This is a genomic window from Vreelandella titanicae BH1, assembly GCF_000336575.1.
In the GTDB taxonomy this organism is placed as follows: domain Bacteria; phylum Pseudomonadota; class Gammaproteobacteria; order Pseudomonadales; family Halomonadaceae; genus Vreelandella; species Vreelandella titanicae.
In genome coordinates, this window is sequence record NZ_AOPO01000009.1 from 87,985 (window position 1) to 103,840 (window position 15,856).

Below are 15,856 nucleotides of genomic sequence, written 5' to 3' on the forward strand. Positions count from 1 at the left end.
ACAGGGGCGGTTTTGTTGTCAAGGTAGGATATGATCGACATGGATATTCAAGTAGCGGAAGGAGACGTCGAGCGTCTCTCCCTGCGCGACTACACCGAAAAAGCGTACCTCGACTACTCGATGTACGTCATTCTCGACCGCGCCTTGCCCAATATTGGCGACGGCATGAAACCCGTGCAGCGGCGGATAATTTACGCCATGCGTGAGCTGGCGCTGCACGCCAACGCCAAGTACAAAAAGTCGGCGCGTACCGTCGGTGACGTGCTGGGTAAATTCCACCCCCATGGGGATAGCGCCTGCTACGAAGCCATGGTGTTGATGGCGCAACCATTTAGCTACCGCTACCCGCTGGTAGACGGCCAAGGCAACTGGGGTAGCCCCGATGACCCCAAATCCTTCGCCGCCATGCGCTACACCGAAGCCAAGCTTTCCAAGTTCGCCGAAGTGCTGCTGGGCGAGCTAGGCCAAGGCACCGTCGATTGGGCGCCCAACTTTGACGGCACCATGCAAGAGCCGCTGGTACTGCCGGCCAAGTTACCCCATGTGCTGCTCAATGGTGGCACAGGGATTGCGGTTGGCATGGCCACCGATATTCCTCCCCATAATGTCTCGGAAGTGGTCGAAGCCACCTGTCATCTGTTGCGCAACCCCAAGGCGACCACCGCTGATTTAATGGAATTCGTGCCCGCGCCCGATTTCCCCACCGATGCAGAAATTATTACCCCGCCCGCGGATCTTCGGAAGCTCTACGAATCCGGGCGTGGCTCGGTCAAGCTGCGTGCCCGCTACATCCGCGAAGAAGCCAATATTGTTATCACCGCCGTACCCTATCAGGTCAGCGGTGCCAAAGTATTGGAGCAGATTGCCGCGCAAATGCAGGCCAAAAAGCTGCCCATGGTGGCTGACCTGCGCGATGAGTCGACCCACGAAGAGCCGACTCGCCTGGTCATCGAACCACGCTCCAACCGCATTGACGTAGAGTCGTTGATGGCGCACCTATTCGCCACCACCGACCTGGAAAAGAACGTGCGGGTGAACATGAACGTGATCGGCCTGGACGGCCGCCCACGGGTGATGCCGCTGCCCGAAATGCTGGGTGAGTGGCTGCAGTTCCGGCGCAGCACGGTGCGTCGTCGTTTAGAGCACCGCTTAGGCAAAGTCGAAGACCGGCTGCATATCCTGGAAGGCTTGCTAATTGCCTACCTTGATCTGGACGAAGTGATCCGCATTATTCGCGAGGAGGACGACCCTAAAGCCTCGCTGATAGCAACGTTTAGTCTCTCTGAGCGCCAAGCCGAAGCCATTTTAGAGTTACGCCTGCGTCACCTTGCCAAGCTCGAAGAAATGAAAATTCGCGGCGAGCAGGATGAGCTGGAAAAAGAGCGCAAATATCTAGAGGGGCTGCTGGGCAGCGAAGCCAAGCTCACTACGCTGATTGAAAAAGAGATCCGCGCAGCAGGTAAAGAGCATGGCGATGAGCGTCGCTCACCGCTGGTCGAGCGCGAAGAGTCCAAGGCGCTGTCTGAAGTGGAGCTGCTGGGCGCTGACCCGATTACCGTGGTGCTCTCCGATAAAGGCTGGATTCGTGCGGCCAAGGGGCACGATATCGACCCCGAGGGGCTCTCCTATAAAGCCGGGGATAGCTTCCAACTGGCGGCGAAAGGTAAAACCAATCAGCCGCTGGTGCTGCTGGATGACACCGGGCGTGCCTATACGCTGTCTGCTCACAATCTTCCCAGTGCGCGGGGGCAGGGGGAACCGGTCACCGGTCGCGCGAACGTTGCCGCTGGGGCGAAAATGGCGGGACTGATGTTCGCACCGCCGGAGCGGCGCTTCGTGCTCGCCACTGACGGCGGTTATGGCTTTGTGGCACGGCTCGATACACTTACCGGTAAAAACAAAGCCGGCAAAGCGGTGCTTAGCCTGCCCAAAGGCTGCAATGTGATGGCGCCGGTTGAAGTGCCAGAGGGCGATGAGCTGTGGGTTGCCTCGGTTTCAAACGAAGGTCGGCTGTTGCTGTTTCCCTTGGATCAACTACCAGAAATGTCCAAAGGCAAAGGCAATAAGATGCTCGATATCCCTGGCCCACGCGCCGCCCGCCGGGAGGAGTTTGTTACCGGCATTGTGGTGCTCGCTGCCAGTGAGGCGTTAATGATTCATGCTGGTAAGCGCAAGCTAACCCTAAAAGCCGACGATTTAGCTTATTATCGCGGTGAGCGTGGCCGCCGCGGTAGCAAGTTGCCCCGTGGCTTCCAGAAAGTCGACCGTTTAGAGGCAGGAGAGTAAATAATGGCAGGAGCTAAGTGATGGCAGGCGGTGACTTGATCCTAACCGTTTTAGCGGCACGTTTAACCGCAGATATTCAATCCCAGGTAGATGCACTGATCGTGCAGTTTGGCCTACAAGAAAAGAGCACCCAGCGCCTTGCCGACGGCTCGTTACAGCAGAATAAGTGCATCGACTGTATTGAGTACCGTCTGGTAGGTGAGGTGGATATTGAAGCTGTCCGCAATGCGGCATTGGTACTGAGCGAAACCCTGAGTGTCGATATTGTTGTCCAAGCGAATACTCGCGATCACGTTCAGCCCCGTTTGGTGTGTTTCGATATGGACTCCACGCTGATCAAAGCTGAAGTGATTGACGAACTGGCCCGCCGCCATGGCGTGGGTGATGAAGTCGCAGAAGTCACCGAGCGTGCCATGCGCGGCGAGTTGGATTTCAAAGCGAGCTTTCGTGAGCGGATGAGCAAACTTGAAGGTTTGGATGAGTCCGTGCTGGCGGAGATCGCTGAGGAATTGCCGCTAATGGAAGGCGTAGAGCGCTTAATGGTTAACCTGAAGCACTTAGGTTTTCGCACCGCCATCCTCTCCGGCGGCTTCACCTACTTTGCTCGCCACTTACAGGAGAAGCTGGGCTTTGACGAGATCCATGCCAATGAACTGATCATCGAAAATGGCAAGGTAACCGGCGAGGTAAGCGAACCGATCGTCGATGCCGAGCGCAAAGCCGAACTATTAGAGTCCATTGCTCAGCGTGAAGGTTTTACCCTGGGTCAAACGATTGCGGTAGGGGATGGCGCCAATGATCTGAAAATGCTTGCCAAAGCGGGCATGGGGATTGCGTTTCGGGCCAAGCCCCTGGTGCGTGCCCAGGCGCGCCAGGCGATTTCAACCTCGGGCCTTGATGGCGTGCTCTATCTACTGGGCTATCACCAGCAGGATTTAACCCCGTAAATTCTGCTTTGGCACAGTCGCGCAAAGTGTCATTGCGAGGAGCCTGCGACGCGGCAATCTCAACCTGCGCAGGCGCAGTTCAACCCAAGATTGCCGCGCTTCGCTCGCAATGACAAAAGCGAGGTTGCTTAGCTTTCAGCCATGGCCTTTATCCGGGTGGGGTACCGGTTTATCGCCGACTTCTTCCGGACGCAGCTCTACTGGCTTACCCTGGGTTTTATCAGCGTGCTTTAAACGCAGGTGCAAGCCGGACTTGGCCAGCAAGTGGGCGCTAACGGGGGCGGTAATGAACAGGAAGAGCGTAATCAACATTTCCTGAATATCGGGTTTGCCATCCACGCTCCAGAAATACATCATCGAAGCGATCAGCATACAGCCGATACCCAGAGTGGTGGCCTTGGTCGGGCCATGCAGGCGCATATAAAAGTCACGCAAGTGGGCCATCCCTAGCGAACCAATAAACACAAAGATGCCGCCAGCAACCAGCAGCAGCGAAATAACCGCCTCTATTACTCCTGACATAACGCCCCCTGGCATGAGCCTTTCTGGCATAGCGGCTGCCTCTTTATGGAGGCGACGATCACGGTACTCATTCGATAATATCTCCGCGCAGAATATATTTGCACACCGCAACGGTACTGATGAAACCTAACATCGCGATCAGCAGCGCCGACTCGAAATAGGTTTTGCTGTTCAGCCATAGTCCCAGCAGCACGATCAGTGCAATCGAGTTGACGTACATAGTGTCCAGGGCGAGTACCCGGTCGGGCAGGCTGGGGCCGATGGTAAGCCGGTAGAGATTCATCAACAGTGCCATCACCACCAGGGCTAAGGTGATATAAAGCGCAATGCTCAGCATTCGTAAATCTCCTTGAGCGGGCGTTCATAGCGCTCACGAATCTGGTTAATCAGCGCCTCCTCATCGTCCACGTTTAAGGCGTGAATCAGCAGCGACTTGCCATCCATGCGTAGATTGGCCGATACGGTGCCCGGTGTCAGGCTGATCGTGCTGGCCAGCAGCGTAATGGTGAAGCGCTCTTCGAGCATGAGTGGGTATTCAATAAAGTGAGGCTTAAGCTTGCGCCACGGGTTGGCGATCAAGTAAGCCACTTCAAAGTTGGCGATGATAATGTCGCCCAGCACCCGGAAAATAAACCGCAAAAGCGCGAATGGTTTGGCGATAAGCGGTCGCGCATCCCAAAAGCGGTGGGTCAGCAGTGGGATCAAAATGGCTAACGAGCCACCGAGTACGAATTGACCAAAGGCGTAGCTGCGTACCAGCAGCAGCCAAACGACGAGCAGTAGTATCGATAAAACAGGCGTGGGTAGCCAGGAGCGCGGAGCAATCATTGGGCATCTCCAGCATCAGGTAGTAGCGTGCGAATCAGCACCTGGGGGGTGGCTAATTGCTCAGCCGTGGCTTGAGTGTAGCTGCTCACTGGCCCGGCCATGGCGACTAATAGAGGGGCTGCACTCAGCAGCCAAATAACCCCAAACCACTGGCAACGGGAAAGCGGCGTACCGCTGATCGTGCCCCGGTGGCTACGCCAAAACAGCGTAGAGCCAGCCCGGGAGAGGGCGATCAGCGAGGCTAAACTGGTTAGCAGCAGCAGCGGCCATAGCCATAGTCGCTGGGTGCCTTCGGCAGCATTGAGCATCAATGCTTTGCCGAAAGCGCCGGAGAACGGCGGGATGCCTGCGACGGCGATAGCGCCGACGAAAAACAACATGGCGAGTGCTGCGCCCTGCACCATAGGGCGGCCCTTGACTATGCGAGTACCCGCTTTGCCACGCTGTAGGCCAATCATTTCCGCTAGCAGGAACAGACCACCGGTGATCAACGTAGTGTGGATCAGATAGTAGAGAAGCGCAGAGACCGCCTGTGGCGAGCGCATACCGATACCGGCCAGCAGCGTGCCCACTGACACCAGCACTAAATAAGCAACCAGCAGTCGTAAGTCCCTTGCGGCCATTACCCCAACGCCTGCGGCAGCCAGGGTAGCGAGCGATAGCCACCACACCCAGGGCTGTTCCAGCGCCTCCAAACCGCCAGCGCTATCGCCAAAAATGAGCGAGTAGACGCGCAGAATGGCGTAAATACCCACTTTGGTCATGATGGCAAACAGCGCCGCCACTGGCGCGGGGGCCGAGGCGTAAGCTTTGGGCAGCCAGAAGTAGAGCGGCAGAATGGCGGCTTTTAACCCAAACACGACCAGCAGCATCAGTGCCCCAGCGCTCACTAAGCCGTCACGCTCTTCGGGTAGTTCGGCTACCCGGATCGCCATATCGGCCATATTGAGCGTGCCTGTTGCGCCATACAGAATCCCCACTGCAATCAGAAACAGCGAAGACCCCGCCAGGTTGAGCACCACGTAGTGGACGCTGGCTTGAATGCGCGCTTTACCGCCGCCGTGAAGCAGCAGGGCGTAGGACGCCAGCAGCAGAACTTCAAAAAAGACAAACAGGTTAAACAAATCACCGGTTAAAAAAGCACCGTTAATGCCCAGCAGTTGCCACTGAAAAAGGCCGTGGAAGTTGCTGCCTTTTTCATCGTCACCAGCGCAGGCAAACACCACTGCGCCAACGGCCAATACGGCAGTCAGCAGCAGCATTAACGCCGAGAGGCGATCCAGCACTAACACGATGCCGAACGGGGCTTGCCAGTCACCCAGCGCGTAGTAGGTGATCTCCCCACTGGCGGCTTGGCGTAATAGGCCTATCGCAACCAGTAGCAGTAGCACCGTGGCCACAACACTCACCGTGCGCTTGTAACGCACTAATCCTTGGCGCTGATAGAGCAGCAATATGCCCGCGACTAGCGGCAGAACGACAGGGAAAACAATTAGATGCTGCATCATTCTCGGTCTTCCTTTTTACCGTCGACGTGGTCGTTCCCCACTTCACTCCGCGCCCGCATGGCCAGGATCACCACAAACGCCGTCATCGCAAAGCCAATCACTATGGCCGTGAGCACTAGTGCCTGGGGCAACGGGTCGGCGAAACCTGCACCCTCGGAGACAATGGCAGCGCCATCAGTGGTTAATCCCCCCATCGAAAACAGGAACAAATTCACTGCGTAAGAGAGCAGCGTAAGGCCCACCACGACCGGGAAAGTACGGCCGCGTAACGTTAGATAGAGGCCAGAAGCAGTCAATACACCGGTGGTCATCGCATAAAGCAGTTCCATTAACGAGGCTCCTTGGCAGAGGTGGCGGCGTTGGCATCAGCATCCTGTTCGCTTGCTTCGGTCACCGGGCGGTGAGCGGTGGTGACCTTACCAAGGTTGGCAAGAATCATCAGCGTAGCGCCCACCACCGCTAAGTAGACACCCAGATCAAAGAGCAGCGCGGTGGCCAGTTCAAAGGTACCGATGAGTGGTAGGCTGAAATAGCCAAATGCGGATGTTAAGAACGGGTGACCAAATAGCCAGCTACCCAGCCCGGTTAGAGTGGCTATCGCCACCCCAATGACGGCTACCGGTTGGAAAGGGAAGTCCAAACGTTCTTGCGCCCACGCCACACCCCGGGCCATGTACAGCAGGATCAAGGCTACCGCAGTAATCAACCCGGCGATAAAGCCACCCCCTGGCTGGTTATGGCCGCGCAGGAAGATAAATGCAGATACCAACAGCGCTAGTGGCAGCAGCGTCATTGAAATTGACGTGAGTACCGCTGGGTAGCGGTCAGGTGACCATACCCGGCCTTCGCCGTCACTGTGCGGCATAAACAGGCGTAAGCGGTTCAGCAGCTTAAAGATCGCCAGGCCTGCGATGGCGAGTACGGTGATTTCACCCAAGGTGTCGAATCCCCGGAAGTCGACCAGAATCACGTTGACCACATTGTAGCCGCCACCACCGGGCTTGCTGTTTTCCACAAAGAAACTGGAAATCGACAGCGTCTCGCGGGTCATGACCGCATAGTTAAGGCTGGCAATCACCAAGCCTAGCGTGCCTGCCAGCAACATATCGCGAACGTTGCGCAGTGGGCTGGATTCGCGCGGGGTCTTTTGGGGCAAGAAAAATAGCGCCAGCATCAACAGGATCATGGTCACCACTTCCACCGAAAGCTGTGTCAGCGCTAAATCGGGTGCTGAGAAACGAGCAAAGGTGAGCGCCACAAAGAGCCCGACGACCGATAGCATCAGCAGAGAGATCAGCCGGTAGCGGTGAGTGGCAGCGGTGGCCACGCCGCCAAACATCAGCATCCCCGCCCCGAGTATGAGGATACCATCCAGCTCTTGATTGCCAGCAGCACCCGTTAAGTCAGTGATCTGAACCAGGCCGATCCCACCCATGACTAATGCGCCTAGCCAGAGCCAGCCCACATAACGCTGTAGCGAATTGCCTTCAAGCTTGGCAATAAGCTGCTCGGCGCGATAGCCCATGGAGACAAGCATGCGCTCAAACACCCGCCGGGCATCGACCCCGGCAAACTGCTGGGTAAATCGACGCACCTCGCCATAGCGCCAATAGAGTGCAATACCCACCACGAAGGCGAGCAAACTCATGATGAGCGGTAGATTCACGCCGTGCCAAATAGCCAGGTGGAAATCCAGTGGGCTACCAATCACCGCTTGGCTGGCGAGCTCTAATAATCCCGTTGCCATAAAAGCCGGGAACAGGCCCACTACCACGCACAGGGCTACCAATATTTCTACCGGCAAACGCATAAGGTGCGGCGGCTCGTGGGGCGCCTTCGGAGGGGCTTCACGGGCCGGTTTGAAGAAAACTGCGTGCACCAAACGCAGCGAGTAAGCCACAGAGAGGATACCGCCCAGTGTTGCCAGCGCGGGCAATAGCCAACTAAGGCCGCCTAACACGGGCGTCGCTAGCGCTTCGGTGAAGAACATCTCTTTGGATAAGAAACCATTAAATAGCGGTACGCCCGCCATTGAGGCAGCCGCTAGCGTGGTCAAGAGTGCCGTCACTGGCATAGCTTTTTTCAGCCCGCCCAACTGTTTCAGCTCCCGGGTGCCGGTCTCGTGATCGATAATGCCGGCACTCATAAACAGTGCGGCTTTAAAGGTGGCGTGATTCAGAATGTGAAACAGGGCAGCTAAAATCGCCATGGGGCTGCCGATACCCAACAGCACGGTAATCAAGCCTAAATGGCTAACGGTGGAGAACGCCAGAATACCCTTTAGGTCGGTCTTCATCAGTGCAAACCAAGCGCCATATAGCATGGTGATGATACCGACCAGGGAGACCACCACGCTCCATAGCTCGCTACCCGCGATGGCTGGGTGCAGTCGTGCCATCAGAAAAATGCCCGCTTTAACCATGGTGGCCGAGTGCAGATAGGCTGATACTGGCGTGGGTGCCGCCATGGCGTGGGGCAACCAAAAGTGGAACGGGAACTGTGCTGATTTGGTAAACGCCCCCAGCAGTACCAAACCCAGCATAAGCGGGTAGCGGGAATCCGCCAGAATCACTTCGCCGCTAGCCAGTACATCGCCCATATTGAAGCTGCCCGCCATATCGCCCAACAGCAGTAAGCCCGCCAATAGCGCAAGGCCGCCCGCGCCGGTGACTGTTAGCGCCATGCGTGCGCCTTTACGGGCATCCGACTGGTGCGACCAGTAACCGATCAGCAAAAACGAAGAGAGGCTGGTTAACTCCCAGAAGAGCCATAGCAGAATCAGGTTGTCCGACATTGAAATACCCACCATTGACGCCATAAAAAGCATCAGGAAGGCGTAGAATCGGCCATAGGGTTCGTCTTTGTCTAAATAGTAGTGAGCATAAAGAATAATCAGCAGACCGATGCCGAGTATCAATAGGTTGAACAGCAGCGATAGCCCATCCAGGCGGAACGCCAAGTTCAGTGCCAGTTCCGGCATCCAGGTGACCGAAAAACGTAGCTGCTCGCCATCTAAAAGAGCTGGCACGTTGAGTAGCGTCATTACTAGGGCGGTAGCGGGCAGCACCGCCGTTGCAAGGGAACAGAAACCGCGCCCGCGCCGTGCGGTGAGTGCCGGCACCAGTACGCCTAGCAGAGGCAATAAGGCTATCCAAAGCAGTGTCATGGGGATCATCCAGCGGCTAAAGTAAAAAAAGTCAAAAGAGTACCAACAGGGCGTCTAAAGAGGCGTTCTGGTGGCGTAGGATACATCAAGTGAAACAACAGGATATCACTTGTGTAGCAGGTGTGTAATTTTAGTATAAAGTGTGCGAATTAACCGTTGAGAGATTTTTTGTTACATGAGTGAGTCCTTTACTAACTGGCAGGCCCGTTTTGAAAAGCTACGGTCAAACAAGTTTTTTGAAGCGATGGTGATCGCCATTATCGTCATTTCCGCCCTGGTGATCGGGGCAAAAACCTACGACGAAACCACTCAGGTTGAGCAGTGGCTGCTCTATCTCGATATCGCGGTAACGATATTTTTCCTGATTGAGATTTTAATCAGAATGGCCGCGGAGCGCAGCCTGCTCGACTTCTTCAAAAAAGGCTGGAACGTTTTTGACTTCCTGATTGTGACTGCCAGTCTTATCCCCATGGATGACTCGGAAATGGTGCTACTGGCCAGGCTGCTGCGCATTTTCCGGGTACTGCGCCTGGTGTCGATGATTCCTGAACTTCAGATGCTACTTAGCGCCCTGGTGAAGTCGGTGCCACGGATGGGCTATGTGGTCCTGCTGATGTTTATCATCTTCTATATATACGCTGCCATTGGGAGCTTTCTGTTTCACAATGTAGACGAGGGGCTGTGGGGCAATATTTCCCTGGCCATGCTAACGCTATTTCAGGTGGCGACCTTTGAGAGCTGGGCCACCGCTGTGCTATATCCGGCCATGGAGGTCTACCCCTACGCTTGGATCTATTTTCTCACTTTTATCTTTTTGAACGCCTTTATCTTTCTCAATATGATGATTGGTATTGTGCTGGACGTGATGCAGAAAGAGAGCGCGCAAATGGCGCTGGACAACGGCGAAGGCGAAGAGGCCGAGCTGCAGTCGCTGCGCAATGATGTTCGCGGGCTGAAAGCGCAGCTTGACCGTATGGAGTCAGCGCTCTCTCAAGCATACTCGACAGCCCCAACACACCAGAATGACGCGGGCGGTAAGCACAGCGACAAGCCCACAACTGACTGATTTTAGGAGAGCCGCCATGATGTTGACTGATCCTGCCAAAAAGTACCGCCCCTTTGTGGCCGTTGATCTGCCCGACCGCCAGTGGCCGAGCAAGCGTATCGAGACGGCGCCTATCTGGTGCAGCGTTGACCTGCGCGACGGCAACCAGTCGCTGATCGACCCCATGGATCAGGAGCGCAAACAGCGCTTATTCGACATGCTGCTTAGTGTTGGTTTTAAACAGATAGAAGTGGGCTTTCCGTCAGCCTCCCAAACCGACTTCGATTTCGTTCGCTCGCTGATTGAGCAGGATAAAATTCCTGAGGATGTGACCATTCAAGTGCTAACCCAGGCACGTCCGCACTTGATTGAACGCACCTTTGAAGCGCTACAAGGCGCCAAAAACGCTATCGTCCACGTCTATAACGCTACCGATCCCATGTTTCGCCGGGTGGTGTTCAATGTCGATAAAGCTGAATGCGTGCAAATCGCCGTCGAAGCAACCCAGCAGATTCGCGCCCAGATGGACGCCGCACCAGAAACCAACTGGACGTTCCAGTACTCGCCGGAGCTCTTCACTACCACCGAGATGGACTTTGCCGTTGAGATCGTCGAAGCGGTCATGGACGCTTACGGCACCCGCGCCGATAAGCCCATGATCGTGAACCTGCCGGCCACGGTAGAAGTCGCCACACCCAACAACTACGCCGACCAGATCGAGTGGTTCTGTCGCCACATCAAAAACCGCGACCACTTGATTGTCAGCGTTCACCCCCATAACGACCGCGGTACCGGCGTAGCGGCGGCAGAGCTGACGTTGATGGCCGGGGCTGATCGCGTTGAGGGCACGCTGTTTGGGAACGGCGAGCGCACCGGCAACGTTGATATCGTCACCCTGGCGATGAATATGTATACCCAGGGCGTTAACCCCCAGCTCGATTTTTCCAATATCACGCCCATCATGCGCGAAGTGGAGTACTGCAACCAACTGCCGGTGCATCCGCGCCACCCCTACGTGGGCGATTTGGTGTTTACCGCCTTCTCCGGCTCTCATCAGGATGCGATCAAAAAAGGCATGGCAGATCGTCGCGCCAATCCTGATGCCGTTTGGGATGTGCCTTATTTGCCTATCGATCCGCTGGACGTGGGCCGTAGCTACGAAGCGGTGATTCGGGTTAACAGCCAATCGGGTAAAGGCGGTGTTTCCTACCTGCTTGAGCAGGAACACGGTATTGAGCTACCGCGCCGGCTTTCCATCGAGTTTAGTCAGGTCGTTCAGGAAGTGGCAGAGCGCACCGGGCGTGAGATCACCTCGCAGATGATCTATCAGGCGTTCTCGGATGAGTATTTAGAGCAGCGAGTGCCCTTTGCATTAGTTAACCACCGTTTGTCGTCTGAACCTGACAGCCCCAAAGTCACGCTGGACGCCGTGATTGAGGAGAGCGGCACACGGCAAACGTTAAAGGGCGAGGGCAACGGTCCGTTAGCGGCCTTTGTTAAAGCACTGGCAGCCGCAGGGCACGATGTAGAGATTATCGACTACCACGAGCACTCCCGCGGGCAGGGCGCTGACGCTGAGGCGATCGCTTATGTGGAAGTGCGTATCGACGGCAAAGCGGTATTCGGTGTAGGCAACGATGAAAGCATTACCAGCGCGTCGATGAAGGGGGTATTGAGCGCGATCAATCGCCACCATTCTACCCAGCCTGCGGCGGCCAACGTGACGGCAGAGACGTTGGGGTAATCCTGCGGTTACCAGTTGAGTGAGGTGGATTGCAATGCGGCCCTGGCAGATAATGGTAGTAACCGCGATAGTGATCGCCGGGCTAGCATCAACATTGGCCTCTCATGAGCCGTTTGAGTCCAAACTGGTAAGATTGGAAGCTCAGCGGGCATTGCCCTCGCTAGAGGCGTCGCTTCAGCAGGAAACAGCGGAGCTCAATGCGCTGTTTCTCAGTTATGCTGACGATCAGGCGCTGTGGATGAGCGCCTCTTTGGCGATTTTGCGCCACGGTGATATGGCCCGCGATGTATTAGTGGAGTACGGCTTACTGCCCAATTTTCAGCGAGTACTGGTGCGCTATGGGGCTGATGCCGTACTTCCCATTAGCTACTTTCGCAGCCACGATGTGACCACGCTAAAGGCGCAGTACTGGGTCGGTGAGCGTTATCAGCAATTCAGCCGCTGGTGGAGCGATGAGGAGGGAGAAGCGGATTCAGCGTTCACCCCTTACCGCCGCGGGCAGATGGGTATTGCGCTGCTGGATGCCAATGGCCACGCGCTGCTCAACCAGTTTGTGGTTAGTGAACAAAGCGACGTGGAGTGGCTACAGGGTGAGCGTCTGGTTGCGGGCCTGGGCGATTTCTTCACCAGCGGGCTACGCGATTTGGAAAGCCAGTGGCGGCGGGGTGACGACATTGGCGCCGCCGATCTAGGCTGGGCCGGTGTCGATCTACTCGTGATGGCCAGCACCGTGAAGGTGCTGCGGGCAGGCAAGGCCGCTCGTGCTGCCCGGGTGGGCAGTGTGGAAGCCCAGGGGACTCGTGCTGGTTTGCGCCAAGGCGCGTTAATGAGTGGTGGCGGGCGTTTTGCGGCGTTGCCACGTATGGCCAAAGTAGCCGCTGTGGCGGGCACTGCCTATGTAGTGGTTCGCCATCCAAGCCTTGTGAGCGCACTTGGCGCCAACCTCTCTTCCTGGCTAGGCTGGCCGGTTTGGCTCGGTCAGTTTCTTATCTGGCTCATCGTGCTACTGCCAGTACTCTTCATTGCGCGCTTTATTTACCGCTGGCTACTTACGCCGATACTGTGGCTGCTGGTGCCGCTGATGCGGGTATGCTTTAGGGCGGCAAACAATCAGTTAGCCAGGCGTACCAAGCCTCAGACCCGTGATCTTGGCTGAAGCAGTGAGAGAAAGTAGTTGTTAACGTAAACGGGGCAGCCTCTGAGGCCGCCCCGTTTTACGCTAAGGGTTACTCTGGCAGTGCGTAGACCGCGATCTGATCACCCACCTGGTCTTTCAGAATGGTATTGCCACCGGAAACAAAGGCGACATATTGGCGGCCATTGTACTCGTAGACCGCGGGGTTCGAGACGGAGGGGGCTTCGGTCTGGTCTGACCAGAGCTCCTCGCCGGTCTCAAGGGAGTAGGCACGCACCTTGGCATCCATGGAAGCGCCAATAAAGATAATATTGCCTGCGGTTACGGCCGGGCCACCGATGGTGGGCGAGCCCCAGCTCTCAGGCATAAAAAAGCCATACTGTTGCGATGCACCCACCGGACGACGCCATTTGATATCACCGCTGGTCATATCCAGGGCGACAAGCTCGCCAAAGGGGGGCTCCCAGCAGGGCATGCCTAGCCGGTTAAGCGCTACCTCAAGGCGCATCCCGTAGAGGGCGCCTTCTTGAGGGGCGAAGCCGCTTTCGTTGCCGGAGCCGCTATCCGCTTTGTCATAATCATCGCGATTATAGAGTTTTATGTACTGCACAATGTGCGAGGTATTGACGATCACTGTCTGGCTTTCGGGGTCGAAGGCTACGCCGCCCCACTGAACGCCACCCGCGCTGATGGGAAAGCCAAGGGTGCCTTCGCCTTGGGTCGTCGGTGGGGTGTACATGCCTTCATAGTGAAGATCGTCCCACAATGCGGAACACTCTCCGGAGCTAACCGCGTCGGCCAGCGCCCAGACGTTGGGCTTTTCAGACTGATCTAACAGCGGTTCCGGTTTAGTCGGGAAAGGCTGGGTCGGCGCGTAAACTTCGCCCTCAACGCTGCCGTCGCCGCTGGGTACCGGGCGCTCCTCAATCGGCCAAACGTCTTCGCCTGTTTCGCGATTAACCACGAACAGAAAGCCCATTTTGGTTGCCTGGATGAGTGCCGGTATTTCTTCACCATCTACTGTGATGTCCATCAGCGTTGGTGCGGCATTGATATCGTAATCCCAGATATCGTGATGTACCCACTGCCGCGACCAAACCACTTCGCCGGTCTCGATATCCAGGGCAGTGGTGGATGTGCCCAGAGGCACTTCTTCGGTGCGATTGCCGCCCCAGTAGTTCGGCGAGGGTGAGGAAACCGGCAGATAGACTAAACCACGCTCCTCGTCGGCGGACATATGTGTCCAGACATTGGCGGTGCCGCTTTGATCGCGCATCTCATCGGAAAGTGCCTGGAACGTCCATTCACGTTCTCCAGTGCGGGCATTAATTGAGTAAACAGTGCCGGGTGGCGCCTGTTCGTAGGCCCAGTCCATCCCTGCCCAGCCGAGTACCAAGTGGTCTCCCACCACGGTAGGGGGTTGTAGTAGCGAAAGCGGCCAGCGGTCGTTGGTGTCGTTCCACTGGTTGACGTCGAGCACACCGTTATCGGCAAAGTCGGCGCACTGTTCGCCACTATCGGCATCAACCGCGAAAAGCTGTGCATCCATGGTGCCCATATAGATAATTTTCTGACAGGGCTCGCCTGCTACCGGATCGTCGGCTTCCCAATAGGCCACACCACGGTTTTTCAAGGCGGGTTGAGTTAGCGCTTCCAGAGAGGATTGAGTATCGAAACTCCATTTCTCTTCGCCACTACCGGGGTCTAACGCGAGTATGCGATAGAAGGGGGTACCAATATAAAGGGTATCGTTAGCAAACACCGGGGTCGCTGACCAAACGGTGGCTGGCAATTCCCCCGAGCCATCCGCGACATCGCCGGTATGCACTTCCCATACCTTCTCCAGCTCGCCGACGTTATCAGTATTGATTTGATCAAGTGGGCTATATTTTTGGGCATTAAGCTGGCCATGGAAGCTGTTCCAGGTCGGCTCGCCAGGCACCAGCGGGATGGGAGCGCGACTGGGCGCTTCTTCCTGCTCGGGATTCTCCTGCTCACTGGGTTGACCCTGAGCCAGTAACGGCAAGGGCGTAAAACAGATCGCCAGGGCGGTGACTGCGCCTAAGCCTGGGGTTATCGATTTAAACGGGGTGGGTAATAATGTCGGCATGGGCGGCTCCTCAGGTGTGGGTGAGACGGGCGTGATGGGTTGCGCGAACCATATCAACAATCAAGCCGATCAGACCGACTACCATGGCTGCGCTGATCCACCACTGATGCAGCAGCATTCCGGCGAAAAATGTACCGGCAAGCCCGATCAGGATGAGTATCCGCAGTACGATGGAAGCACCACGCCTTTTGACTTTAAAGAGAAGTAACGCCATCACCGCAAGGGCGAGACAGGCCACAATGGCGACCAGTGCCCCGAGCGTTCCAGTGACGCCGGTTAGTGGTGTGAAATAGGCATATAAAGCGATGGCCAGCCCGGCAAGCGAGGCTATTAAGAGGACGAAAGCGCCCGGTCTGGACGAGAGGGATGGTGACATAACGCTATGGCCTCCTGCTGAGTGAGATGCCCAACGTTGAGGCTAATTCAACGTCAGAAATCGTTAGCACTATAACTTTAGCAGAAAACGATATTTTTACGATCTGGGTGACATGTCTTGATTAACTGTAGCAACACCCAGCGCTGTTTTTTCAATGAAGGGGAGGCATTGTAAAAGCGTTCGTCTCAG

At 56.2% G+C, this 15,856-nt stretch carries 13 protein-coding genes; 5 read left to right on the top strand and 8 right to left on the bottom strand.

Translation table 11 applies throughout. From position 1 onward, the window contains the following. The first annotated feature begins 30 nt into the window (after positions 1–30). Both parC and serB read left to right on the top strand, forming a co-directional pair. Positions 31–2,286, top strand: a complete 2,256-nt coding sequence (gene parC, locus HALTITAN_RS16050) for a DNA topoisomerase IV subunit A (RefSeq protein ID WP_009287737.1) — start codon at positions 31–33, stop codon at positions 2,284–2,286. A 20-nt stretch (positions 2,287–2,306) separates the two neighbouring features. After that, the gene (serB, locus tag HALTITAN_RS16055) at positions 2,307–3,233 is read left to right on the top strand and encodes a phosphoserine phosphatase SerB (protein WP_027959042.1); all 927 of its coding nucleotides are present in this window, start codon (positions 2,307–2,309) and stop codon (positions 3,231–3,233) included. Positions 3,234–3,368: 135 nt separating this feature from the next. On the opposite strand, the gene HALTITAN_RS16060 is transcribed toward serB, so the two are convergent. The 6 genes from HALTITAN_RS16060 to HALTITAN_RS16085 form a co-directional block, all read right to left on the bottom strand. After that, positions 3,369–3,755 (bottom strand): Na+/H+ antiporter subunit G, encoded by a 387-nt coding sequence (locus tag HALTITAN_RS16060; protein WP_027959043.1) that lies wholly within the window; start codon positions 3,753–3,755, stop codon positions 3,369–3,371. A 67-nt stretch (positions 3,756–3,822) separates the two neighbouring features. Further along, positions 3,823–4,092 (bottom strand): K+/H+ antiporter subunit F, encoded by a 270-nt coding sequence (locus tag HALTITAN_RS16065; protein ID WP_008958594.1) that lies wholly within the window; start codon positions 4,090–4,092, stop codon positions 3,823–3,825. Next, positions 4,086–4,583, bottom strand: coding sequence for a Na+/H+ antiporter subunit E (locus HALTITAN_RS16070; protein ID WP_009287740.1), 498 nt, complete (start codon positions 4,581–4,583; stop codon positions 4,086–4,088). Before HALTITAN_RS16070 ends, HALTITAN_RS16065 begins: the two co-directional genes overlap by 7 nt. Further along, positions 4,580–6,091 (bottom strand): monovalent cation/H+ antiporter subunit D, encoded by a 1,512-nt coding sequence (locus HALTITAN_RS16075; RefSeq protein ID WP_009287741.1) that lies wholly within the window; start codon positions 6,089–6,091, stop codon positions 4,580–4,582. Before HALTITAN_RS16075 ends, HALTITAN_RS16070 begins: the two co-directional genes overlap by 4 nt. Next, complete coding sequence (locus HALTITAN_RS16080; protein WP_022523997.1) at positions 6,088–6,420, bottom strand: Na+/H+ antiporter subunit C; 333 nt, start codon at positions 6,418–6,420, stop codon at positions 6,088–6,090. Before HALTITAN_RS16080 ends, HALTITAN_RS16075 begins: the two co-directional genes overlap by 4 nt. Then, positions 6,420–9,257, bottom strand: a complete 2,838-nt coding sequence (locus tag HALTITAN_RS16085) for a monovalent cation/H+ antiporter subunit A (protein ID WP_039859756.1) — start codon at positions 9,255–9,257, stop codon at positions 6,420–6,422. Before HALTITAN_RS16085 ends, HALTITAN_RS16080 begins: the two co-directional genes overlap by 1 nt. Before the next feature lie 175 nt (positions 9,258–9,432). Between HALTITAN_RS16085 and HALTITAN_RS16090 the strand changes: the two genes are divergently transcribed. Genes HALTITAN_RS16090 through HALTITAN_RS16100 form a run of 3 tightly spaced genes read left to right on the top strand, consistent with a single transcriptional unit; the run spans position 9,433 to position 13,202 of the window. Then, complete coding sequence (locus tag HALTITAN_RS16090) at positions 9,433–10,323, top strand: ion transporter (protein ID WP_035539138.1); 891 nt, start codon at positions 9,433–9,435, stop codon at positions 10,321–10,323. A gap of 16 nt (positions 10,324–10,339) precedes the next feature. Beyond that, entirely contained in the window at positions 10,340–12,046 is a 1,707-nt protein-coding gene (gene leuA / locus HALTITAN_RS16095) for a 2-isopropylmalate synthase (protein WP_027959045.1), read from the top strand. 34 nt (positions 12,047–12,080) lie between these two features. After that, on the top strand, positions 12,081–13,202 hold the full coding sequence (locus tag HALTITAN_RS16100; RefSeq protein ID WP_039859758.1) for a hypothetical protein: 1,122 nt from the start codon (positions 12,081–12,083) through the stop codon (positions 13,200–13,202). Positions 13,203–13,272: 70 nt separating this feature from the next. Here HALTITAN_RS16100 and HALTITAN_RS16105 read toward each other — a convergent pair whose 3' ends face one another. Then, positions 13,273–15,291 carry a pyrroloquinoline quinone-dependent dehydrogenase gene (locus HALTITAN_RS16105; RefSeq protein ID WP_051052083.1) on the bottom strand — a complete coding sequence of 673 codons (2,019 nt, stop codon included), beginning with the start codon at positions 15,289–15,291 and terminating at the stop codon, positions 13,273–13,275. 10 nt (positions 15,292–15,301) lie between these two features. Further along, a complete protein-coding gene (locus tag HALTITAN_RS16110; protein ID WP_027959048.1) occupies positions 15,302–15,667 on the bottom strand; it encodes a hypothetical protein in 366 nt (121 codons plus the stop codon). Positions 15,668–15,856: the final 189 nt, after the last annotated feature.

What these genes read in the sequence shown, in the direction of transcription:
- HALTITAN_RS16090 (WP_035539138.1), top strand. Translation starts at nt 9,433, where the DNA reads ATGAGTGAGTCCTTTACTAACTGGCAGGCCCGTTTTGAAAAGCTACGG.
- HALTITAN_RS16085 (WP_039859756.1), bottom strand. Translation starts at nt 9,257, where the DNA reads ATGACACTGCTTTGGATAGCCTTATTGCCTCTGCTAGGCGTACTGGTG.
- HALTITAN_RS16075 (WP_009287741.1), bottom strand. Translation starts at nt 6,091, where the DNA reads ATGATGCAGCATCTAATTGTTTTCCCTGTCGTTCTGCCGCTAGTCGCG.
- serB (WP_027959042.1), top strand. Translation starts at nt 2,307, where the DNA reads ATGGCAGGCGGTGACTTGATCCTAACCGTTTTAGCGGCACGTTTAACC.
- HALTITAN_RS16060 (WP_027959043.1), bottom strand. Translation starts at nt 3,755, where the DNA reads ATGTCAGGAGTAATAGAGGCGGTTATTTCGCTGCTGCTGGTTGCTGGC.
- leuA (WP_027959045.1), top strand. Translation starts at nt 10,340, where the DNA reads ATGATGTTGACTGATCCTGCCAAAAAGTACCGCCCCTTTGTGGCCGTT.
- HALTITAN_RS16065 (WP_008958594.1), bottom strand. Translation starts at nt 4,092, where the DNA reads ATGCTGAGCATTGCGCTTTATATCACCTTAGCCCTGGTGGTGATGGCA.
- HALTITAN_RS16070 (WP_009287740.1), bottom strand. Translation starts at nt 4,583, where the DNA reads ATGATTGCTCCGCGCTCCTGGCTACCCACGCCTGTTTTATCGATACTA.
- HALTITAN_RS16080 (WP_022523997.1), bottom strand. Translation starts at nt 6,420, where the DNA reads ATGGAACTGCTTTATGCGATGACCACCGGTGTATTGACTGCTTCTGGC.
- HALTITAN_RS16100 (WP_039859758.1), top strand. Translation starts at nt 12,081, where the DNA reads ATGCGGCCCTGGCAGATAATGGTAGTAACCGCGATAGTGATCGCCGGG.
- HALTITAN_RS16110 (WP_027959048.1), bottom strand. Translation starts at nt 15,667, where the DNA reads ATGTCACCATCCCTCTCGTCCAGACCGGGCGCTTTCGTCCTCTTAATA.
- parC (WP_009287737.1), top strand. Translation starts at nt 31, where the DNA reads ATGATCGACATGGATATTCAAGTAGCGGAAGGAGACGTCGAGCGTCTC.
- HALTITAN_RS16105 (WP_051052083.1), bottom strand. Translation starts at nt 15,291, where the DNA reads ATGCCGACATTATTACCCACCCCGTTTAAATCGATAACCCCAGGCTTA.